General features: G+C 39.1%; 21 protein-coding genes and 1 pseudogene. 10 read left to right on the forward strand and 12 right to left on the reverse strand.

Going from position 1 to position 22,769, the window contains the following annotated elements; translation table 11 throughout:
• Positions 1 to 14 precede the first annotated feature (14 nt).
• From V7K79_RS13210 to V7K79_RS30000, 3 genes are all read right to left on the reverse strand, one after another.
• Positions 15 to 152 carry a hypothetical protein gene (locus tag V7K79_RS13210; protein WP_335048269.1) on the reverse strand — a complete coding sequence of 46 codons (138 nt, stop codon included), beginning with the start codon at positions 150 to 152 and terminating at the stop codon, positions 15 to 17.
• Positions 153 to 414: 262 nt separating this feature from the next.
• Positions 415 to 675, reverse strand: coding sequence for a CHAT domain-containing protein (locus V7K79_RS29995; protein WP_442938920.1), 261 nt, complete (start codon positions 673 to 675; stop codon positions 415 to 417).
• Positions 627 to 1,025: a hypothetical protein gene (locus tag V7K79_RS30000; protein WP_442938921.1), complete on the reverse strand. Its 399-nt coding sequence runs from the start codon at positions 1,023 to 1,025 to the stop codon at positions 627 to 629. Before V7K79_RS30000 ends, V7K79_RS29995 begins: the two co-directional genes overlap by 49 nt.
• 349 nt (positions 1,026 to 1,374) lie before the next feature.
• Between V7K79_RS30000 and V7K79_RS13220 the strand changes: the two genes are divergently transcribed.
• On the forward strand, positions 1,375 to 1,875 hold the full coding sequence (locus V7K79_RS13220) for an acyl-CoA thioesterase (protein WP_335048271.1): 501 nt from the start codon (positions 1,375 to 1,377) through the stop codon (positions 1,873 to 1,875).
• A gap of 66 nt (positions 1,876 to 1,941) precedes the next feature.
• Here V7K79_RS13220 and V7K79_RS13225 read toward each other — a convergent pair whose 3' ends face one another.
• Both V7K79_RS13225 and V7K79_RS13230 read right to left on the reverse strand, forming a co-directional pair.
• Entirely contained in the window at positions 1,942 to 2,139 is a 198-nt protein-coding gene (locus tag V7K79_RS13225) for a hypothetical protein (RefSeq protein WP_335048273.1), read from the reverse strand.
• A gap of 395 nt (positions 2,140 to 2,534) precedes the next feature.
• Entirely contained in the window at positions 2,535 to 2,990 is a 456-nt protein-coding gene (locus tag V7K79_RS13230; protein WP_335048275.1) for a hypothetical protein, read from the reverse strand.
• 28 nt (positions 2,991 to 3,018) lie between these two features.
• Here V7K79_RS13230 and V7K79_RS13235 point away from each other — a divergent pair, with 28 nt between their 5' ends.
• The 5 genes from V7K79_RS13235 to V7K79_RS13255 all read left to right on the forward strand — a co-directional run bounded on the left by V7K79_RS13235 (position 3,019) and on the right by V7K79_RS13255 (position 7,648).
• A complete protein-coding gene (locus V7K79_RS13235) occupies positions 3,019 to 3,249 on the forward strand; it encodes a hypothetical protein (RefSeq protein WP_335048277.1) in 231 nt (76 codons plus the stop codon).
• Between the two features lie 48 nt (positions 3,250 to 3,297).
• Complete coding sequence (locus tag V7K79_RS13240; protein WP_335048279.1) at positions 3,298 to 6,603, forward strand: eIF2A-related protein; 3,306 nt, start codon at positions 3,298 to 3,300, stop codon at positions 6,601 to 6,603.
• 44 nt (positions 6,604 to 6,647) lie between these two features.
• Positions 6,648 to 6,893, forward strand: a complete 246-nt coding sequence (locus V7K79_RS13245) for a hypothetical protein (RefSeq protein ID WP_335048280.1) — start codon at positions 6,648 to 6,650, stop codon at positions 6,891 to 6,893.
• A 279-nt stretch (positions 6,894 to 7,172) separates the two neighbouring features.
• Complete coding sequence (locus V7K79_RS13250; protein ID WP_335048282.1) at positions 7,173 to 7,421, forward strand: type II toxin-antitoxin system HicA family toxin; 249 nt, start codon at positions 7,173 to 7,175, stop codon at positions 7,419 to 7,421.
• Positions 7,418 to 7,648: a type II toxin-antitoxin system HicB family antitoxin gene (locus V7K79_RS13255; RefSeq protein ID WP_096541157.1), complete on the forward strand. Its 231-nt coding sequence runs from the start codon at positions 7,418 to 7,420 to the stop codon at positions 7,646 to 7,648. The genes V7K79_RS13250 and V7K79_RS13255 overlap by 4 nt, the downstream gene beginning before the upstream one ends.
• 198 nt (positions 7,649 to 7,846) lie before the next feature.
• Here the strand turns inward: V7K79_RS13255 and dxr are convergent, their stop codons facing one another.
• The gene (gene dxr / locus V7K79_RS13260; RefSeq protein WP_335048285.1) at positions 7,847 to 9,043 is read right to left on the reverse strand and encodes a 1-deoxy-D-xylulose-5-phosphate reductoisomerase; all 1,197 of its coding nucleotides are present in this window, start codon (positions 9,041 to 9,043) and stop codon (positions 7,847 to 7,849) included.
• Positions 9,044 to 9,317: 274 nt separating this feature from the next.
• Between dxr and V7K79_RS13265 the strand changes: the two genes are divergently transcribed.
• Positions 9,318 to 10,625 (forward strand): mannosyltransferase family protein, encoded by a 1,308-nt coding sequence (locus V7K79_RS13265; RefSeq protein WP_335048287.1) that lies wholly within the window; start codon positions 9,318 to 9,320, stop codon positions 10,623 to 10,625.
• A gap of 94 nt (positions 10,626 to 10,719) precedes the next feature.
• Here V7K79_RS13265 and V7K79_RS13270 read toward each other — a convergent pair whose 3' ends face one another.
• Positions 10,720 to 10,941 (reverse strand): hypothetical protein, encoded by a 222-nt coding sequence (locus tag V7K79_RS13270; RefSeq protein WP_335048289.1) that lies wholly within the window; start codon positions 10,939 to 10,941, stop codon positions 10,720 to 10,722.
• A gap of 213 nt (positions 10,942 to 11,154) precedes the next feature.
• On the opposite strand from V7K79_RS13270, the gene V7K79_RS13275 reads away from it, so the two are divergent.
• A complete protein-coding gene (locus V7K79_RS13275) occupies positions 11,155 to 12,354 on the forward strand; it encodes a hypothetical protein (protein ID WP_335048291.1) in 1,200 nt (399 codons plus the stop codon).
• Between the two features lie 42 nt (positions 12,355 to 12,396).
• Here the strand turns inward: V7K79_RS13275 and V7K79_RS13280 are convergent, their stop codons facing one another.
• Positions 12,397 to 13,938 carry an ArnT family glycosyltransferase gene (locus V7K79_RS13280; RefSeq protein ID WP_335048304.1) on the reverse strand — a complete coding sequence of 514 codons (1,542 nt, stop codon included), beginning with the start codon at positions 13,936 to 13,938 and terminating at the stop codon, positions 12,397 to 12,399.
• 186 nt (positions 13,939 to 14,124) lie between these two features.
• On the opposite strand from V7K79_RS13280, the gene V7K79_RS13285 reads away from it, so the two are divergent.
• Complete coding sequence (locus tag V7K79_RS13285; RefSeq protein WP_335048292.1) at positions 14,125 to 15,321, forward strand: hypothetical protein; 1,197 nt, start codon at positions 14,125 to 14,127, stop codon at positions 15,319 to 15,321.
• A 32-nt stretch (positions 15,322 to 15,353) separates the two neighbouring features.
• A complete protein-coding gene (locus V7K79_RS13290; protein WP_335048294.1) occupies positions 15,354 to 16,736 on the forward strand; it encodes a DUF2079 domain-containing protein in 1,383 nt (460 codons plus the stop codon).
• Here the strand turns inward: V7K79_RS13290 and V7K79_RS13295 are convergent.
• The 4 genes and pseudogenes from V7K79_RS13295 to V7K79_RS13310 form a co-directional block, all read right to left on the reverse strand.
• Positions 16,733 to 17,413 carry a Uma2 family endonuclease gene (locus tag V7K79_RS13295; RefSeq protein ID WP_335048296.1) on the reverse strand — a complete coding sequence of 227 codons (681 nt, stop codon included), beginning with the start codon at positions 17,411 to 17,413 and terminating at the stop codon, positions 16,733 to 16,735. The two genes, V7K79_RS13290 and V7K79_RS13295, sit on opposite strands and share 4 nt — an antisense overlap.
• Before the next feature lie 481 nt (positions 17,414 to 17,894).
• On the reverse strand, positions 17,895 to 19,994 hold the full coding sequence (locus V7K79_RS13300; RefSeq protein ID WP_335048298.1) for a hypothetical protein: 2,100 nt from the start codon (positions 19,992 to 19,994) through the stop codon (positions 17,895 to 17,897).
• Positions 19,995 to 20,014: 20 nt separating this feature from the next.
• Entirely contained in the window at positions 20,015 to 21,931 is a 1,917-nt protein-coding gene (locus V7K79_RS13305) for an NACHT domain-containing protein (protein WP_335048300.1), read from the reverse strand.
• A gap of 366 nt (positions 21,932 to 22,297) precedes the next feature.
• Positions 22,298 to 22,675: pseudogene (locus V7K79_RS13310) on the reverse strand (hypothetical protein); the annotation flags it as partial.
• Positions 22,676 to 22,769: the final 94 nt, after the last annotated feature.

Consider the following 22,769-nt stretch of genomic DNA (forward strand, 5'->3'; position numbering starts at 1 on the left):
TAATAGTGGCTTAGTTAGCGATCGCTCTTAGCTATTTCACCATTACCATTAAGTGATTGGCTATGGTTAGCCCATCGCATATTTTTTGTATCTACCAAAACCTCATGAGCCGGATTTTCAGTCTTTAGCTGGAAGGTGTTAATACACACCAAAGTCAGAGGTTAGGTAGTTAAGTGCTGCTCTTTTCACACAATTTCATCAAAACGCAAAAACTTCTCTACGAGATACTACGCGTAGCCTACTTCCCCATAAGGCTACGTTAACGGAGCTTAACGTAGTATTTCGTTAGGCTATGTAAAAGGATTTAGTAAGGGAATACCGCAGGATCAAAATTCCCATTGTTGCACGTTACTCAGGTCAGATAGTGAATCTGAGCAGTAGCAGCAATTATCATATCAGATGCGATCAATACACCTAAAGTCCATTGCCAATTAAAATAAAGGGTGCCCAATAGTACGGATGACTAAAGTCATAAACTGCTGCTACGGGTGCATTATGACTTATTTTCTTCCAGTTTCCTGTAATTAATGAGATTTGAGCTTGGCGTAAAGCTTCAGTTTTAGTTAGCTTTTCAGTAGAGAGTATACCGTAAAAAGCACTCATAAGTGCTTGCGTACCACCATCATCTACAGACCACAAAGAGGCGATCGCGGCTCTAGCGCCAGTTTGTTGCATCTGACGGTGCGATGAATTGGTGGGGATTCAGGAGTTACTAATATCAATTCCAAACTATCTTTTAAAATCAGTGGATAGAGTAATGCCGATTTTTGTGGCAATCGCGCCAAATTATCTCGAAGTTCGTTGAGACTCTCCAAATCCAAATTTTGCCGCCTAGCTGTACGGTTAATTTGCTCTACCTGTGCTTTTACCGAAGGACTATTGATAAATTCGTTAAATCCATCTAGAAGTTGCTGTTGATTTAAAATTAGTTGTTCGATGCGTTGTTTCTGCTCGCGCGATCGCCGCTGAGGAGAAATTTTACGTAGTGTTGTCAGTTCTTTACCCAGTACAACAGCATTATCCACACTTTGATCGAGCTTTTGTTTTACTGGTTTTTCTGTTGCTGGCTACTTTCTCGGTAAGCCATCCCAAAAGTTAGTAAACTAAGTAGAGTTAAAGTAACAACACCAACATACCGGAGATTAGGCTGCATAACAAAACACTCCCTATACTCGGAAGTGTAAATATTAAATCAAGAGTTCCGGCAACACAATTACAGCAGATTTCAAGTATATGAAGTACACTTCATTCGTCTCAAAGCTAGGCATAAAGGCTATTTTACTTCTGAATTCTGACTCCTTAATTCTGAATTCTGCTGTAATTTTTATACTATTCAATAATTTGGAAAATTTATAGGTACCGAGAAATTTGAAGATGCCAGAAAAAAAACCTAGTCAACCAAAACTACCACCAACCAGCGCTCTAGATAATTCATCAAGTCATGAATTTGCGAATTGGTTTGAATATACTGTGAGAGTGCAACCCCACCACACTGACTATGCCGGTCTTGTCTGGCACGGTTCCTATCTAGCTTGGATGGAAGAAGCGCGGATTGAATGCTTGCGATCTATAGGGATTGAATTTGCTGATTTAGTCGCTATAGGTTGTGATCTACCAGTTGTAGAACTGTCAGTGCGCTATCACCGATCAATTCAATTGGGTATGGCAGTGGTGGTAAAAACGCGCATGGCTGAGGTAACAGGTGTGCGAATCAATTGGGATTATGTGATTGTCTCAACTAATGGACAACAATTGTACGTCACTGCCAAGGTGACTTTAGTCGCTTTGGATCGCGAAAGAGGGAAGATTATGCGTCAGTTGCCGGCGAGTGTTAAGGATGCATTAGCCAAGATTTCAGCATTAACTAATAATTGACCAAGAAAGGTTGTCATTTCATATTTTATACTTCATCTTTCATTATCAAAAGTGAAGTAGAGATTATTATTTTCCAGTTTGTATCTGCGACAGACTTTGAGCAAATTGGGTTACATAATGCCAAATATTTTGGGGAGTAATGCCAAAACTAATATTTAATAAAATAAGGATTGCCGCAAGAGTTAATGCAGTGCTTACGGTTGCTTTCAGTAATTTCCATAATATTATGAAGACTATCCAAGCTACAATCAACGTAGCAATCATAATAGATAAATTCCTTAACAATACCCGTTATTTGAAAACGTGTTGATTGAGAAAAGGTAAACTTTTATTGGAGTAACAACTACTATTACTAAAGCTATTAGACCTAATTGTGACTAGGTACTAAAGCTAAAAATTTTTATGTAACTGTGCCAATCCCATCTTACCTGAAAGTAAGACAAAAATCAGATAATAGACAACTTATCTGGCAATTTGGCAGAATTCCTGGAAAGAATCTTTTCTTAAACTTTTGTATCAATAACCACAAAAAATAGAGTTATATATAACAATCCTAGATGAATTGTGAAAATTTGCGATGTTTAGATCCCCGACTTCTCAAAGAAGTCGGGGATCTAATTTTTCACAAATGATTTAGGACTGTTATAGTAATTTAATGATTACTGTATCAACTCGAAGGAGTCAAAAAACTTTCTGACATCACTGATTTGAGGATTTTTATCGCTTCCAACAAACAGTAAATACAACCGTTGATTAACAATAAAAACTCTACCCGTCAAAAAAATCCCTTCTTTTTCATCCCACAAGTTCATTTCTATGCCGGGATATGCACCTAGATTAATATTTTGCTGACTTAGTAATTTTTTCCCATCCTTTAACATTGATTGTAGAGCAGAATCCAATAATTCAGTAGAGGGAATCTGAGTTACATCATTCTTAAAGTCAGCATAGCTAACCATAAACACATTTGTTTCATTAGTACTCAGATACATTTTTGTAGACTCAACAACGTTAGGCTTTTCACTTTGCTCTGGTGTGATATCTGAAATTTCCTCACCTGGCATAAGAATAGAGAATTGGCCTTCATCTGGAGAGAATTTTTTCCATTCTGGCACTGGTGCGATACCTTCGGTGCTGCACGCAGTGCAGATCGCACTTGATGTCGGTAATTGGGTTACATTTAGATTTTGGCTATTTATTGCCTCAACTTTGGGACTATTGAATGTTACTGCTGATACGAAAATCAAAGCTGCTAGAAGTAATGTGTTGGACTTGGTGATTGTTTGTAACATGGGATTGTCTCTGGAAGTGGACAATTCCATCATCTACAAGCCAGACTTGAGTACAAACTGGCGTTGTAATTTAGTTAATTGAGTTAATTGAGTTACATAGTCCTTTTAATTACGGCGAAAATATAGACGTTTGACTTTTGCTTTAGTTGGGGTAGCAACACCATCAGATTTAATTAAAGATGATGCAATAACGCCGTTTAATATTGGTACAGCGATTCAACTTTATGGTTTTAAATTAGATGAAACTGCACCTTTGGCAAAGGGGTTAGAGGGGAAAGTGGAGAATCCTCAAGCTTTGATGCGAGAGGTTTTGGCTTGGACGGGGGGACAGCCTTTATTGACGCAGAAGGTTTGTAATTTGTTAATTCGGGATTTGAAGAAGCCTAATCAGCTAGTGACGAGGAGAGAAAAATGGGTGGAAGGGGTGGTGAGGAATGGAATTATTGATAATTGGGAAGCGGAGGATGAACAAGAGCATTTAAAAACTATTCGGGATAGGATGCTTACTAAGGAACAAATTGCTGTGGGTTTGTTGGGTTTATATCAGCAAATTTTGCAGCAGCGTGAGATTAATGTTGATCGTAGTCTCGAAGAGATGAGGTTACGGTTGACTGGTTTGGTGGTGGAACAGCAGGGAAGGTTGAGGGTTTATAACCAAATTTATGCGAATGTTTTTGATTTAAGTTGGGTTGAGAATGAGTTAGGTAAATTACGTTTTTATGCTGATAATTTAAAGGCTTGGGAAGAGAGTGAATATCAGGATGAGTCCTATTTGTTGCGGGGGGAAGAATTAGAAAAGGCTCGTCTTTGGGCTGATAGAAGGAGATTAAGCGATGCTGATTATCGGTTTTTGTCTGCGAGTGTGGAAACTGAGTTAAATCAGAAGGTTGGGGAAGCAGAAGGGAGACAAAATCAAGCTTTGGAGGAAGAGAAAAGAGCGAATCTGCGATTGACTGAGGTAGAAAAGAAGACACGTATTGGTGCGATTCTGCTTGCTGTCTCTATTATTGGGGCTGTTGCGGCGTTGATTTTTGCAAGTTGGGCTAATCAGGAACGGGTAACAGCAAAGCAAGAGGCTAAAGTTACCAGAAATCAAGCAGAAGAGCAAGTTAAAAGAGCAGAAGCTAAAGAAAAGATGGCAAATGCTAGTGTTAAAAATATTGATCAACAATTAAATCAAAAAAATCAGGAAGTAAAGCGGAGAACCCAAGAAGTTGAACAGCTAAAAAAGCGAGAAGAGTTTTTGAAGGAAGCAGCAAAACAAGCACAGGGAGACAAACAAAAAGCACAACAGCAAGCGCTGTTAGTTCAACAACAGCGTGAAGAAGCAGAAAATGCCCGCCAAACTGCTTTAAATCAACTAGAAACAATAAAGAAACAAGAGCAAGTAGCATTACGAGACAAGCAAATAGCCCACAAAGAACGGAAAATTGCTGTTGAGCAACGAGAAGAAGCAGAACAACAACGCAAAAATGCCCTGACAGCTACACGATTAGAACAAGTGGGAATCAGAACATTGCGTCAGTTTTATGTAGGAGGGCAAATTGAGAATTTGGTGGAAATAATGCGGGCTGGAAGAGAGTTGAAAGGTTTGGTGAAAAGTAAACAGTCTTTGGCTGATTATCCGGCTTACAGTCCAGTGTTTAGTTTACGAGAGATTTTGTTAAACATTCGTGAATGGAATCAGTTAGAGGGGCATAATAAAGTTAACAGCGTCGCCTTTAGTCCCGACAGCAAAATGCTAGCTGTCGGTTCTGATGACACTATCAAATTATGGAATTTGACCACAGGTAAAAAAATTGTCTCCCTGACTGGACATAAATCTGAGATCAACAGCGTCATGTTTAGTCCCGACGACACAACCTTAGCTTCTGCTAGTTCTGATGGCAGTATCAAATTATGGAATTTGACCACGGGTAAAGAAATTGCCTCCCTGACTGGACATAAATCTGAGATCAACAGTGTCATGTTTAGTCCCGACGGCACAACCTTAGCTTCTGCTAGTAAGGATAAAACCATTAAATTGTGGAATGTCGCCACGGGTAAAGAAATTGCCTCCCTGACTGGACATCAAGAAAGCGTCCAGAGGATCGTGTTTAGTCCCGACGGCACAACCTTAGCTTCTGCTAGTTCTGATGGCAGTATCAAATTATGGAATGTCGCCACAGGTAAAAAAATTGCCTCCCTGACTGGGCATCAAATAAATGTTGACAGCGTCGCGTTTAGTCTTGACGGCACAACCTTAGCTTCTGCTAGTTCTGATGGCAGTATCAAATTATGGAATTTAGCCACTGGTAAAGAAATTGCCTCCCTGACTGGGGATCAAGACCGCTTCTACAACGTCGCTTTCAGCCCCGATGGCAAAACCTTAGCTTCTGCTAATGTTGATGAAAAAACCATCAAATTGTGGAATGTTGCCACTGGTAAAGAAATTGCCTCCCTGACTGGACATCAAGAAAACGTTCATAGCATCACTTTTAGTCCCGACGGCAAAACCTTAGCTTCTGCCGGTTTTGATGGCAATATCAAATTATGGAATGTCGCCACTGGTAAAGACATACCCTCCCTAATTGGGCATCAAGATTATATCTACAGCGTCGCATTTAGTCCCGACGGCAAAACCTTAGCTTCTGGAAGTGGGGATAAGACAATTAAATTGTGGAATGTATTCACAGGTAAGGAAATTGCCTCCCTTAGTGGGCATGAAGAAAGGGTCGAAAGTGTTGTCTTTAGTCCCGATGGCAAAACCCTAGCTTCTGGAAGTTTGGACAACAGCATCAAATTGTGGAATGTCGCCACGGGTAAAGAAACTGTCTCTCTTACTGGTCATCGACAAACAGTCGAAAGCGTCGTTTTTAGTCCCGATGGCAAAACCTTAGCTTCTGCTAGTTCGGACAAAACTATCAAATTGTGGAATGTAGCCACGGGTAAAGAAATTGCCTCTCTAACTGGACATCAAGGTTACGTCTACAGCGTAGCTTTTTCCCCCGATGGCAAAACCTTAGCTTCTGGGAGTAAAGACACAACCATAAAATTATGGGATGTCACCACGGGCAAAGAAATTTACTCCCTTACTGGACATCAAGAAGGTGGGAGAAGCGTCACTTTCAGTCCTGATGGCAAAACTTTAGCTTCTGCAAGTTGGGACAAAACCATCAAATTATGGAATGTAGCCACGGGTAAAGAAATTGCTTCTCTAACTGGACATCAAGATTGGGTCAGCAGTGTCGTGTTTAGTCCCGACGGCAAAACCTTGGCTTCTGGAAGTGGGGACAAAACCATCAAATTGTGGAGTTTGGATTTGGATAATTTACTAGCGCAGGGTTGCAACTATTTAACAGATTATCTTGCTACTCGTGATAATTTGCGTCGGGAGATTTGTCCCAATCAAAGAACCCCTCTCCAAACCTCTCCCTCAAAAGGAGAGAGGCTTTGATGGTAAGTGTGATGCTTTACTAAAAGCCTTATGGTTATGGGTTTATGAGGGTTGATGGAATATGCGAAGCTTGGGCGACGAAAGTGCGATCGCATTTCTTGGGTTATTGGGAAAGTGCGATCGCTTTTGTGATGTTGGGAAAGTGCGATCGCATTTATTGGGTTGATGGATTAGTGCGATCGCATTTATTAGGGTTGATGGGAAAGTGTGATCGCCTTTGTGATGTTGGGGAAGTGCGATCGCATTTATTAGGTTTTGGGAATTGTGCGATCGCATTTATTGATTGTTGAGGGGATGAAGTGAAATCGCATTTGTTGGGTTTGTGGATGGCGATCGCCTTTTGGTTTTTTGGAAAGTGCGTTAGCGCAGCTTAACGAAGTTATCGCTTTTGTTGGGTTTACAGGAGAGAGTGCGTTAGCGCAGCTTAACGAAGTTATCGCCTAAAACAGAGTTTTGCTTACCGCCACAACCACTCATGCAAGGATATAACATCTAAAATACTAACAATTAATCTGGGATTTTTGGCTTTTAAGCAGAGAAAATAAATGAGAAGTTGGCGGTGAGGAGTAATGCCGAAAAAAGTAAGAGAGTTGAAAGCGATGGTGTCAAAAGTCGGCTATATTCTTCAACCAGGAAGAGGTAAAGGAAGTCACACATATTGGAAGCATCCGTTGTTACCCGAAGAACCCCTAACCATAGCGGGTAAAGACGGTGATGATGCTCCGTTATATTTAGAAAAAAACATCCAACGGGTGCTGAAAAAACTCCAAGAAATGGAAAACACGAAAACCGAAGAAAAACAGGAGCCAGAAGAATGAACTATCACTACAGTATGGTAATTCAATGGTCGGAAGAAGATAGACTTTTTTTAGTACACTTGCCTGAGTTCCCGTGGCAACAATTTCATACGCATGGTAGGACTTATGAAGAAGCAGCCAAAAATGGTCAGGAAGTAATTGAGACTTTTGTTGAAATGTTGAAAGACGAAAACAAACCACTACCAGAACCAAGGATGCTTCCTACAAAACCGTTGCTAGTTGCGTAAGTTAACTGAGTGTTAATATTAGAAATAATTATCAATCATGAGTGCGATGTCTGACGACAAGCCGCTGTGCATCTACGCATTTCTTGAAAGTTAGAAATTTGAGCAAAGTTGTTAGCCTTCAGCCTAATGCTGAAGGCTAAACAAGAATTGGTCAAGAGCCAGAAAATCTGCCTTTTGGGTATCTGTAATTAAAGGTTTTTATCGCAAAGAAATTATCCGCGAGTGAGTTTCTAACTTTTCAGTCGCTGTTAAAACTTCTTGCCTTGCCCATTTATCTGCTGCCAAAATGTCATCTAAAGAGGGATTTGCACGGTTATCATTTTGATGGCGATCGCATACCCGTTCGATACACCGGGGAATATCTAAAAACTGAATTTTTTCATCTAAAAATAAAGCTACAGCTTGCTCATTGGCAGCATTCAACACTGCTGGCATTGAACCACCAGCTTTACCCACAGCATAAGCCAACTGCATACAAGGATATTTCTGGTGATCTGGTTCGCGGAAGGTTAAATTTCCAGCTTTGACTAAATCTAGTCGTTCCCAGTCGGTGTAGATACGATCGGGCCAAGATAGAGCATACAGTAAAGGTAAGCGCATATCTGGCCAACCGAGTTGAGCTAAAACTGAAGTATCTTGCAGTTCAATCAGCGAGTGAATAATGCTCTGAGGATGAATAACAATTTCGATATCGTCATAATCCAACCCAAACAGAAAATGAGCCTCAATTACTTCTAGCCCTTTATTCATCAAAGTAGCAGAGTCTACTGTGATTTTCCGCCCCATCGACCAATTCGGATGCTTCAAGGCATCAGCAACCGTTACATCTGCTAACTTTTCTACATCCCAATCGCGAAAAGCCCCACCTGATGCAGTCAGCAAAATTTTCCGCAAGCCTCCCTTGGGAACACCTTGGAGGCATTGAAAGATTGCGGAATGTTCGGAATCAGCCGGGAGTAATTTTACACCATGTTTTTCAACTAGGGGAAGAACCACAGGGGCCCCAGCAATTAGAGTTTCTTTGTTCGCTAAGGCAATATCTTTGCCAGCTTCAATAGCTGCGATCGTCGGTAGCAAACCAGCACAACCAACGATACCAGTAACAACGGTTTGGGCATTGCCATAGCGAGCGACTTCTATCACTCCGGCATCACCTGCCAGTAGAATCGGTTGAGGACTGAAGTCTTTGATAGCTTCTTTGAGCGCTGGTAATTTATCTTCTGAGCAAATGGCTGCTATTTCTGGTCGAAACTGCCGAATTTGGGCAGCCAACATTTCGACATTGTTACCAGCTGCCAATCCCACAATCCGAAACTGATCTGGATACTGAGTGACAATATCTAAAGTCTGAGTACCAATAGAACCGGTGGAACCAACAAGAGTAATCGCTTTCACAATTGCTTAAGGATTTACAGACAACTCTCACTATAAATTGCTGAGGACTCTTTCATAACAGCAATCACTTTAATCGATACACTGATGTAAAGAAGCGGAGATTCAAAGAAGTTTCCCTGTGTCCACGTCTGTGCGCCAGTCCCAATCTGTAATCTGTCCAGTTTGTTAATTGTGTTGGTGGAGGATTTAATATGCAAAATATTACTCAGAAATTACTATGTTACAGCCATAGGTAAAAGAATGCATAAAGGAGTTTTTTGAAGCACTCAACCCTATGGTCAAAGTTCAGATAGTTATAAAAAAAGTTTTATGGAAAAGTGATTTCCTATTTCCAGCAGCAATATGGCTTGCCAGTCGAATATTCATCTGGACAGCTATGTTGCTGGTTGCACCAAAGCTACCGTTATCAGCAGAGGACTTTTTGCCGCGTTTTGGCTGGGGTGTTTTTGATGCCTGGGATAGTATCCATTATCGAGCGATCGCAACTTCTGGTTATGAATTTTTGAATGACGGCAAGCAACATAATCTGGCCTTCTTTCCCCTGTTTCCCTTAAGCATCTGGGTTTTGATGGAGTTGGGCTTACCGTTTGAATTGGCAGGTACATTAATCAACAACTTGGCATTTTTTGCAGCACTTTACTGTTTGTACTTTTGGGTCAAGGATTGTTATGGCATCAATACAGCACACTGGGTAACTGCTGTGCTTTCTTTGTATCCAGCTTCGATGTTTACAGGAGTGATTTACACAGAGGGTCTGTATTTGTTTTTGAGTACAGCAACTTTGCGGGCGTTCGATCAAAAGCAGTATGCCTGGACTGCTTTTTGGGGCGCGATGGCGACAGCAACACGTCCTACAGGTATGGCACTAATTCCAGCATTAGCGATCGCAGCTTGGAAAGAACGCCGACCACCTATTGCCTATATAGCTAGTTTCAGTACTGCTACTGGCATACTTCTATTCAGTTTGTATTGTGCGATTTATTTTGGCGACCCTTTAGCTTTTATCGAAGCACAGCGCGGATGGCGACCAACTCTAGGGTTTGATTGGCAGGGTTGGTTAAATATGTTCATGCAAATTGCCGTTGGCAGTAAAAATTGGCAATTTGGTTGGGTTCAAAACTCCTCTGGCGGGATTCAAGACCCCTGGTATCTCTTGTTATTTGGCGCGATTGTTGTCAGTGGCTATCTTTTATGGCATTTCCATCAACGTTTTAGTTCTGTAAAATTATTTTATGGCTTTTATGGTTTAGTCTTATTTTTGTTGATTCTGGCAAGCGAACAGTGGATCGATAACTTCCTTAACTTGTTCATGGTCTTAGGTGGTGGCTATGTATTGTGGCGCTTACACAGGCAACTGACCCCAGTTACAGTTATTTATGGCTTTTGTGGTATTGGTTTGCTGCTAGCTTCTGGAGGCACTATCTCATTAAGCCGTCTCGCCTACGGTATTGTGCCTTTGAACATAGCAATTGGAGTGCTGCTATCTCGCCATCCTCGTCAGGGATATTTAATATTGGGAGCTTTTGTGATACTACTAACCAAAATAGCTGTAGGATTTGCCCAAGAGCATTGGGTTGGGTAGAAGATTTGATTCATTATTTATTCAAGATCAGCTTTTTCCTTCTACAGTCAGTGGGTGGCTTTGAGTAATTTTCTTGGCGCTGATTTACCAAGTTTTAGCTCATGTGCTTTTGACCTATAGCCTTGCCAAGTTCTTCTGTGGTTGTCTTTTTGGTGCATCTATTAGAGCCAGTATTTAGCGGCATTTTCGCTCTTGTGATTTTTTCGGAAACATTAACTCTCTCAAATTGGGCAGGTTTCGCTGTAGTTTTAATGAGTTTATACTTAGCCGTATCTAGATAAGAGGCTGTTAATTTGCCGTTCCAAAAATCAGTCAAAAATATAATTAAGACTTTTGTTCAAAGTATGACGAGCAAACTGTCATTACTAAAGTAAGAATTCTCCAAAACACCAGCTTTATTAGGAACTGTCTCATTATTGTTTGCTCTAATTCCCATATCTTTAGCACTATCTCTGACCAAATTGTGTCAACAAGAAATTGGCACAAATGCTGTAGTATTTAGACACTACCAACGAGACTGATACAATTTATGACGAAAGCTTCCAAGAAAACATTATTAGGATTAGTGAAATCTCCGTTTAATAGGTTCTTAAACTCTCTGCCATTACCGATTCATGGATACTTGGCTATTGGCATTATATTAGCAGTGGTGATTCGATTGCTTTGTGTTCCAAATAAATCGGTGGATTACAAGTTTTTTTTAGCGCGTTGGTATGATTTCATTGCATCTCATGGTGGGTTAAACGCTCTTAAATATAGTTTTGCTGACTATACGCCGCCCTACCTATATTGGATTGTAATTGCTGCCACCCTACTTTCTGGATTGCCAAAAATTTTCACAATCAAGCTTTTTGCGATGACTGTTGATTTTCTTTGTGGCTTTTTAACTTACAAAATTGTTCAACTAAAATATCCAGAGGGTAATAAACCAATATTTGCTTTTTTGGCAGTTATTTTGAGTCCGACTGTGATATATAATAGTGCCTTATGGGGTCAATGTGACAGCATTTATACAACTGGATTGATTGCCTGTATTTACTTTTTATCTATTCAAAAAGAAATTCCTGCCTTACTCAGTTTTGGTGTGGGACTTTCTTTTAAATTGCAAACGATGTTTTTAACACCTCTATTATTAGCTCTTTTGCTCAAAAAAAGAATTCATTGGTATTATTTACCATTAATTCCAGCGGTATATATAATTTTAGTTTTGCCATCGTGGTTGATGGGAAGACCAATACAAGAATTACTATTAATCTACTTTAGCCAAGCTAATAAATACAAAGAATTGGCAAAAGGTGCGCCCAATATTTATCAATGGATTCCTAACAATTTTTATAATATTGTTGTGCCTATCGGTTTAACGTTAACTGTATCTGCAATATTTTTATTGGCATACATTGTTTATAAAACTCAGCGAAAAATTACTCAAGACAGACTGATACACTTAGCCACAATCTCAGTTTTGTTTATGCCATATATCCTGCCCAAAATGCACGAAAGATATTTTTATCCTGCCGATATCCTTTCGATTATCTTTGCCTTTTACTTTCCGCAATATTTTTGGGTAGCTATAGTCGTGCAAATGGCATCATTTTTTAGCTATTTGGGAACTCCTATATTGATCAAGTTATTTTCAATACCTTTAGGTTTTGCTCTTTGGTTTGTTGTGCGAAAGTGCGATCTGATTTATCCAAAGCTAAATTTTAGAGAGTATGTACCTAAAGGATAAATTAATTAAGATGAAAAAAGCAAAATATCATACATATTTAACTTATGGTGAAACAAGTGTGAATTCCTTAGTCGCTCCAATAATTTTACTATCGGTTATATTAATTTGCTGTAAAGCCCCGTTATCTAATAGCAAATAAGATTTATTAGATAACATTTTTTGTAAAATTGGGACAGTTGCAGGAGTTACCTTACAATCGCAGTAAAAGTCTAAACTTGGACGACCATAAGCAAAAGAAGTATAAATTTGTGTTCCTGGTGAAACATTTGCCCGAATTAATTCCGCTACTGGTTTAACTGGAAAAGCTTCCTTTAATTCCCAAATCCATGATTGCGAACTCATCAACAGTGCTAAAACTAAGTACATTCCAGAAAATAACACTGGAATAAAGTTGCGATCGCGTTGTCTAATTAACCAGACTACTGCACTCATACTTATTGCCAAAACAATGCTCATGACTATTAAAATAGGCTCTTTTTTTGCAAGAATAAAGTAAACACAACCTCCTAAACCAGCAATGGCAATAATAGCCAGAAATATTGTCAAACTTCGCACCTTAAAATGACCGTACTGCCAAATTTCGCTAAGTCTAGCACCAATTGCTAAAGCTAAAAATGGATATACAGGCATAACATACCAGGGGAGTTTAGTTCTCATTAAAGAGATAATTACTAAGTATACAATTGTACCAATAAGAATTAAGCGACCCCAGGTAGTATGACGTTTTTTCCAAGCTAGATAAAAACCTGCTGGTAAAAATAATAGCCAAGGAACACTATACTTAACTAACTCAATTAAATAGTACCAGGGAGGCCCAGTATGACCTTCAACAGATTGTGTCAGCCGATCAAAGGTTTGTGTTTGAAAGTTTACTTGCAAGAAAGTTTCGCCATAATGTTGCCATTGAGCAACAAACCAAGTGATCGCTGGTGCATTTCCTAAAAATATTCCTACTAATAAATAGGGGCTTGTTAACAAAGCGAATTGTCGATCTGCAATCAGGAATAAACAAGCGATCGCCCCTAGCGGCAAAACTAGCATCCCTTTGGTGAGAGTGATTAACCCTAAACAAAATCCCACACCGAGAGCATACCGACGATTCTGAGGTGCTTTTAGCAAACAAAACAACAGGAGCAAGAAAAACGTAATAGTTGTACCATCTAGCATTGCTAGCCGCCCGTGACGTACCACAGGCAACATCGTCAGGTAAACTAAAGCGCTAAACAGAGCTGGTAAACTTTGGTTAAAAAGCAAACATCCCATCAAGTAAAGCAAAGGCACTCCCAAGGCAGTTAACACTGCACCTGGTAGACGCGTTGTCCACTCATTCACACCGCCGATCGAATAAGTCCAAGCAATTAACAAGTGCATCAGAGGTGGCTTATTATGATAAGGTTCTCCTCCCAAAGTGGGGTAAAGCCAATGCATTGAACCAAGTGGGGCACGCCAAATTTCACGAGCAACCTGTGCCACAGTACCTTCATCCCAATCTCTTAAAGGGGAGTTTCCCAAAAATATCAGCCATAGAAATAGAGATATTATTAATAGGCTAAATAACCATTCCTTTTCTCGGAATAAACGCATATCTAAAATCGGGATAATCATCTCTTTTAAACCTCTAGGATATCCCCACTAAAGCTTGCTTTATATGGCATCATAGCAGCTTCATAAACCAGTTTTATATTACAGCAATGGCTGTTCAGCACTTTGCTAAAATAATAAACACTTTGAGATAATTTCATCATTTTTTAATAACAGATACAATTTATAATGACAACTTCAGATAAAAAATTAGTAAAATTAGTAAAATCTCCGTTTAATAAGTTCTTAAATCTTTTCCCATCTCCAGTCTATGGATACTTAACTATTGGAATTATCTTAGCAGTGCTGATCCGATTGGTTTGTGTTCCTAATCAATCGTCTGATTATAAATCTTTCTTAGTGCCTTGGTATGATTTCATCGCATCTCATGGTGGATTTAGCGCTCTCAAATATAGTTTTGCCGACTATACACCCCCCTATCTCTACTGGATTTTAATTGCTGCCACCCTGCTTTCTGGATTGCCAAAAATTTTTGCAATCAAGCTTTTTGCAATGGCTGTTGATTTTCTTTGTGGTTTTTTAACTTACAAAATTGTCCGCCTGAAATACTCAGATGGTAATGAACCAATATTTGCTTTCTTGGCAGTTATCTTGAGTCCAACTGTGATATATAATAGTGCCCTCTGGGGTCAGTGTGACAGTATCTATACAGCAGGGATGATTGCCTGCATTTACTTTTTGTGTATTCAAAAAGAAATTCCTGCCTTACTCAGTTTTGGTGTGGGACTTTCTTTTAAATTGCAAGCGATGTTTTTAGCACCTTTATTATTAATTTTTTTAGTCAAAAAGAAAATTCATTGGTATTATTTACCATTAATTCCAGTGGTATATATAATTTTAGTTTTGCCATCGTGGTTGATGGGAAGACCGATACAAGAATTGCTATTAATCTACTTTAGCCAAGCTAATAAATACAAAGAGTTGGCGAAAGGTGTACCTAATATTTATCAATGGATTCCTAACAATTTTTATAATATTGTTGTACCTATCGGTTTAACGTTAACTGTATCTGCAATACTTTTATTGGCATACATTGTTTATAAAAGTCAGCTAAAAATTACTCAAGACAGGCTGATACACTTAGCTACCATCTCAGTTTTGTTTATGCCATATATTCTGCCCAAAATGCACCAAAGATATTTTTATCCTGCGGATATTATTTCAATTATCTTTGCTTTTTACTTCCCTCGATATTTTTGGGTAGCTATAGTCGTGCAAATGGCATCATTATTTAGTTACTTGGGAACACCTATATTAATCAAATTATTTTCACTACCTTTAGGTTTTGCTCTCTGGTTTGTTGTACTAAAGTGCGATTTGATTTATCCAAAATTACAAGCTGGATTTTTTTCTAATCTTAAATAAAAAAGATTTAAATAACAGAAAAGCTGTCCAAAATGAATCATATCAAAATAATTTTCGGCATTACTAGCTTAATTTTATTTATTTCCAGTAGCTTACGACACGAGTTATTTAATTCATCTGGAGATTTAGCATTTTTTGACCAGTGTATTTACTTAATTAGTCAAGGAAAACCGCCAGTTTCTTCTGTACTTGGTTTTCATCTTTTAGCCGATCATGCTGCTTGGATTTTATATCCTTTGGCTTTACTGTACAAAATTTACCCTAGCGTTTATTGGCTGTTTGCAGTACAGTCTATTGCTTTAGCATTAGGTGCTTTACCTACATATTTTCTGGCGCTGCAAGCCGGTTTAAAAGAAAATTTAGCAGTCGCAATTATGGCTGTATATCTAATGTATCCGGTGGTGTACAATAGCAATCTCTGTGATTTTCACCCAGATACGATCGCAATCCCTGCCCTTTTGTTCGCAGTTTTGGCTGCTAGATCGAGAAAAATAGCTTGGTTTTGCGTCAGTATTCTTGTGGTTTTGGGTTGTAAAGCTGTATTATCACTGACTGTAGTCGCTATGGGTATTTGGTTACTATTGTTTGAAAAGCGACGTTTATATGGTGCGATCGCCATTATTGCTGGGACAATATGGTTTTTGATTGCTAACTGGACGATCATCCCTTATTTTGGTAGCGAAGCAACCTTATTGAACCGTCATCTTTATCGCTATAGCTATTTGGGAAACTCATTTTCCGAAATGCTACAAATATTACTGCTTCAGCCCAAAATCATTTTTAACAATCTTTTTTCAACTATAAACTTAGAATATTTATGTTTTTTATTCTTACCTGTTCTTTGGGGTTTAAGACCACAATTTCTCACACCATTGATAAGTATAATTCCTTGTATAGCACTAAATTTACTTGCCGATCATCCTTCGCAAAAAAATCTAGTTTTACATTACTCTTTACCAGCAATTCCATTTCTTATTTTAGTTGTAGTTGCTAGCTTAACAGCAGGTAAAGCATGGCTAAAACAAAGACGAGCAATTATTTTGTGGTCTTTAGTTTTGTTTTTGGTTTTCGGTAAATATGGTTTCTTTAGCTCAAAATATCTTCACAATATAGATAATTGGGCAGCCACAAAAGAGGCGATCGCTTTAGTGAAGACTAAAGATAGCGTTTTAACTACAGATATAATTACTCCACATTTAACCCACAGACAGTTAATTAGTTTTAAATATAATCCCTCTCAAAATATTGCAGACTTGAATCAGTTTTATTATGTCTTGCTCAATATTCGCCATCCAGGTTGGGCTGCAACTTCCGAATCTCTTTCTAACTTAGTAAATATCTTGAAAAATCAGTCTAAATTTAACTTAGAATATCAACGAGATGATGTATATCTTTTTGAAAAAACTATTAGTTAAGAATACTCCCTTTGCTGAAACTGGCTCAATAACCAAGCTCCAACTTCAGATTGATTTATCTCACGGCTACGGCGTAAAGCTTCCTCTAAAGTAAACATCGCCAATCCCGGCAATACTTGTGATTCTTGAATACGTTTACTACCCTGCTCTGCCATAGCATAAGCAATGATTTGGGCATTTTGAACATCTACTACCCAATATTCAGCAACGCCTAACTCTTCATAAAGCGTAGACGCGAAGCGGCTTGTCGTCAGACATCGCTTTGTACCTAAATCATCCAGCAGAGATGTTTTCGCAATCTCAATCACCAAATTCGGTACAGGATACCGATCGAGGTTGACGATTCCTGTACCTGCTGGGATAGTTTGGGCACGTTCTCTAAGGTAATACGCTACATCGGGCTGACAGTCCTGAACACCAGTTTTACGAAAAATGGTTGTATCTAAACCTGTCGCCAGTATTCCTTTAAGTGCCGCAAATAGAGTCACTGCAAAAATAATTACAACATGGTCTTTACCATGATCAAAACTAACTGGTGCCATCTCCAGCCTCATGTGCCCCTTATAGTAGTAACTCTTTGCTTTCTCCTTGAGCAAGTTAGCGATCGCTTGCTCATACTCTTGCCAAGAAGCACAAATCCATGTATCTGTCGGTAACTGGGTCTGAGTTTCACTCATTGCCTAACCCTTATGCCAGTAATCTATATTTCTTGTAACTCAAATTCTAAACTTCTAGCTCAACTTTTCAACCTCTGAAGTGCAACCTTCGAGTTTTGAGGTTGGATGAGCGGGGTTGGAAGGCGATCGCTTTCAAAATCTCAATTTTCAACTTCTGAACTCGAAAGTTGCACCTTTTTACTCGAACGTTGAGCCTTTGAACTCGGAAGTTGCACCTTATTGCTCGAACGTTGAGCCCTTGAACTCGGAAATTGCACCTTATTGCTCGAACGTTGAGCCTTTGAACTCGGAAGTTGCGTCTTTTTGCTTGAACGTTGAGCCTTTGAACTCGGAAATTGCACCTTATTGCTCGAACGTTGAGCTTTTAAACTCCGAAGTTCAACCTTTTTGCTCAAATGCTGAAGTTCTGAGGTTGAAACTTGAGACTTTGAAGTTAGAGGATGGTGATTGAAAAGACAATCACCTAATTTTTTACTATAGTTTATTCTCCCTTCACCGCAGCCTCAATGGCTTTTACGAATGGACTCACCCACCACTGATCTGAAGCTTTCTGAAGTCCCTCAAAGATAAATGCTTTTCCTCCGACTTCCAAGCGCTTCCTCAAAGTTGGATTCTGCTTAACTTGCTCTACTGCTTGTGCCACAATAATTTGTTTCTCTACTTCAGTTGGAGCGGGATAATTTTGAGTGATCCGATTTACGATTTGATGAATCTCGTCAAAAGCCTCTATAAGATTTTTTTCTGGAGCATAATTGTGTTGAATCTGATCTCCATTGATAGTGCTGTTGATATTGGCAGCGTTTACAGGGTTGTTAAAGTTAATGATTGGATTGTTTGAATCTGGCATAGTAATAAAAACTCCAGTCTGATTTATATATGTACTTTGATTTTTTGGCTGATTGCTCACAATCTGGAGGATCTGCTCTGGTTGAGGTGGTTGCCAAGTTTTTCGCCGCATAACATTTTGGGCGTTGAGCAACGTTCTTTTAAGCCACGTCAATTTAGGGAACTGGTCAGCAATCCGCTCAATCTCAATACACGCCTGAAATGTCCCAGTTTCCCTAAGTTGTATTACTACATTGTCTCTAAAACCAGCAACACTTTCTCTGACTCCTGCAACGTGAGCAAGAACATCATTACTGTAATCAGGATCTCCAGCATGAGGATACTGACAAACTAGCCAGATGTATAAATCCGCTAACTGTTTTTCAGTCAGCTTCAAATACAAACCATGCGAGTAGCGGTAAGCGACTGCTTCAAATACTTCTCGCCCAAAGTCTATATCTTGCTGAATAGCCGACCAAACAATCGCCCAGCTACTAGGTTCTGCACATTCGACTAATACCCTACCAGCAACTACAGCTTTCTGGTGTGCTTCTTCTAAAGGTAGAGGAATAGAAACAAGAGATTTAGCAAACTCTCTAGCTCCAATCGATTCACGCTTTAAAAGTTCTTCAAGTAACTGTCCTATACATTTAGGCTTAATTGCTGCATCTTTAGCCTTTTCAATAAGAACAGTTTTCAAATGCTCATCCCAGCATTTCTCAAATTTATTAAGAATAAAGATATAACCGTGTTCCTCATTCTCCTTATTGATAATCGACAGCAGTGTATTCAAGGTTTCAGAGGGGGCATTTATGTATGCCCGCTTAACTAATTCGGTGTAGTAATCTTCTCGTTGGGTGGTGCTGCTATGAGGAAAGGCAACAATAACAGATGCCCATCTTTGCCATATTTTAGATGATAGAGTATCTATAAATTCAGGAGTTTCTTGCAAAAGCAATTGTAAAGCTCTACATCCTGCTAATGCAGGTCTATCATATGTGTTTGTCCCTATCCAGTCGTAAGCTATTTGACTGTATTCTTCAATATATTTTTTAGCACCATTGATAATTCTTTCACGAGTTGTTACATCAGCTTCTTGCCATCCGGGAAGTTTTGTCAAATCAGACTCAAACTCTTGTTCATAACGTCGGCTATTTAGCTTGAGAGTCATTTCTCTGTTCAGTTGCCACCAAGCTAATAATTTTCCTGACTCTAGCTGCTCTAAAAATAGAAGTACTCGTTCTTTAGGCGGTGGGTCTAAAATAGGTTTTTGTCTACGAGTTATGCGTTCTTGCCTCTCTTGATAGTCAGACCTCGACTTCTCAGCCTGCATTGAGTCCAAATCAATTATTGAAACATAATATGCAAATTCTTCACGCAAGATATTATTAGTCTGAGTAGCTGTAAGGATAGCATCTATCTGCTTCACATCTTGAGGATTAAATTTCCACAGAATTAGCGCTGCCCAAATTCGCTCTTGCTGAGAATCAATATTTTGAAGTTTTCCGAGCATCCAAAAAACATCTTCAGTCAAAAGGATATTTTCTGTTAATGAATCTGATAAAAAATATATATTTTCTCCAGATTGGGAAACTGTTAGAACTGCCTGCTCAACAAGCTTGCGCCGATTCTCAAGATTATTAACAAGTGATAATTTAAATTGTGCTTGAATCTCATTGTCGAAAGTTATGATTTTCTGATCTTCTCTCCACTGTATTAGAGCGACTTTAGTAAAACTTTCTGCTATGTCAGGCAAGTAAAAATGTTTCCAAGCTTTTAAAATATGGTATCTGCAAGTCTTTCAAATGAGTGTCCAAAGCATCTAACGCCTTGCTTTTTAACCCAGTTGAGGGCAATTAATAAATCAGATGGCTTTAGTTTGGGTACGAGTTCCAAGTCAAGAAATATTTGATACGATCCTGTAAAATTTGTCTTTTTGGGTGGAGTTAAGACATTAAACAATTCCTCTACTGTTAGATGATCTGACCAAATTGCTCTTAAAGCATATCCTTTAAGTCGGTCGTCCTCATCTTCTAGAAGCTGTTCACAAGTCAGTGATTTTAATTGCAATCTTGCACTTACATTACCAACTGTACAGATTGCTTTTGCGGCACTAACTCTGAGATAAATTGATTGAGATGAATCAAGTCCTAGATTTACCAACTCCTGCTGAAGTTCATCTACCTTACAAGCCTCAGCAATGTCTATCGCTGCATTTCGTGCATCGATTGGCTTACTTAAATTCTGAATATATGGAAGCAATTGTACAGCTAACCCAGAATGTTTAAATTTCTCGTATCTAGGATAATTCTCTCTGTATGAATCAAATAGCTTTCCCTGCTCGTACTGTTTTAATAAGTTATCAACTATTGCTGCTCGAAGATTTGCATCTGTAGGTATGTCGCTTCGCAACAGCACATCAGGATCAGTCTTCATGATTTCCTGAAGTACGTCAGTCCTCATACTAGCTAGCCATGCTGCTGTCTCATGAAGTTGTGGGATTAACTTATGTTCAGGATCTTCAGGTGAAACAATCAGTTTTATTACCTCATTCAAAGGTGTTTCGTGCTGAACTAAGTACCATGCAGCCAGAAACTCAGCATAGGTTTGGTGTGCCCATCCCATACGACTTAATTCACCACGAGATGAGAATAAACCAGTATCTAAAACTTCTTCAACAGCTTCTTCACTAATTTCAAACTCTCTACCGTCAACTGTTTCGGTTCCTTGGCATATCTTCTCAATAAATACGTCATCATCTGGAACATCGCTCTGAATACCAGTCCAGATCGCAAATTTATTGCCAAAAATCGTGATTGCTGCAATCCTAGCCGTAAGCATTAAACGTTCTTGCCGTTTAAGTTTGCCTTTTAATTTCGATGAAATCCGGCTCTTATTTCGTTCTTCACAAAGCCAGAGACATCCTTCAAGATAAAGTTCATGCAACCTTTGATTAAGAGGAAATTTACCATCATAGCTACGATAAGTTTTAATCAGAAATTCTAATGTAATTGGTTTAATAGCCAAAGGTACAACATTTTTCCTATTAATTTCTTCTAGAAATGCTTCAGAATTATCGATGCCTTCAATCTTTGCAGCTTTACTCACATCTACACGTCGAAGTGGAGCTAGTTCATAAATTCCTACATTATCTTTACCCCAAATTTGCTTCAGTCCTTCCTCTAAGACTGGTTGCCAAACAGCTGTTCGGCAGGCAATACGAAGATGTAAACGCTGGATATGATTCTGATAACGTTTGAACTCATCAACTAGGAGTGTTGCTAATGTATCTATTCGTAGCAAGCATTCATCAAGACTATCTAAAAAAATATGTAACTGATAAGTGCCTTCTGTCCATTGAGTAAATTCTGGGCTGTCAAATAATCTGCGAACTAGTCTGTCTTCACTTCCATAAGAACGGATATCTAACGGAAGTACCTGACCACCTTGTTTTTGAATTTCCTTAATAATTTCATTTTTCTCTGCCTCTATAGTATGACTTTTGCCAATACCTGGCTCACCCAAAAGTGCTAAACATGGTAAAGCAGAGATAGCATCAAAGGTTACTAAATCTGGATTGTATATTTTGCCCCACTTCTCTTCTGGATCGCATAGATAACCGCCATCAGCTAGATTAATGCGACCTGACCGAGGACACCAGAACCGCTTCCATTTGTAATCTTGACTTGGCATTTTCACTGACAAAAGGCTGAAAATATTTTTACTATGTTAACCTCACTAACCCTTAATGATGCCCCTTAAAAGACGAGTTTTCGAGATAAATATTTCTGCGTAGGCGTAGCCCGTCGTAGACATCGCCTTCAAAATCTCAACTTTCAACCTTTGAACTCGGAAGTTCCACCTTTTTACTCAAACGTTGAGCCTTTGAACTCGAAAGTTGCACCTTTTTACTCAAACGTTGAGCCTTTGAACTCGAAAGTTGCACCTTTTTGCTGGAACGTTGAGCCTTTGAACTCGAAATGTCGTGCTTTTAACTCCAACATTCAAATTCTGAAGCTCTAACGTTTTACTTTTGACGTGCAACTACCAACTTATTTTCTACAATATTGGTTCTTTAGGCTTTAACTTTGCAAGTTTACGAGTAAATCGTTTTCCCATTTCTGCAACCACTGTATCTAAACCCGTCCCTTGCCCACTGGCTTTGACGTAGCTATACACCTGCAACGCGGCTGCATAAGCTTCACTGCCTACTGCCAAAGAAGTATCATTCACGAGTTATTGCAATTGTGTCAAGGATAACAACACAGGATACAACGCTTCAAATAATTGCACGTCCTTTCGCATTTCATCCAAATCGAACGATCGCAGTAAAAACTCTGGGTTCTGCGCCGCCACCTATAATGCTTTGCTTACAAAGGCGCGACTCTTATCGCCCATCTTGGGTAAAGTCTTGCGATCGCCAGAACTCAAATCAACAGGACTTACGCAACTGGCACAGCGCGATCGCAATTTTATAGTATTTACGTACTATGTTAAAGTCGCGTATCCAGAGGGCATTGCTGAAATTAAT

It is taken from the genome of Nostoc sp., assembly GCF_036917575.1.
Lineage (GTDB): Bacteria > Cyanobacteriota > Cyanobacteriia > Cyanobacteriales > Nostocaceae > Nostoc.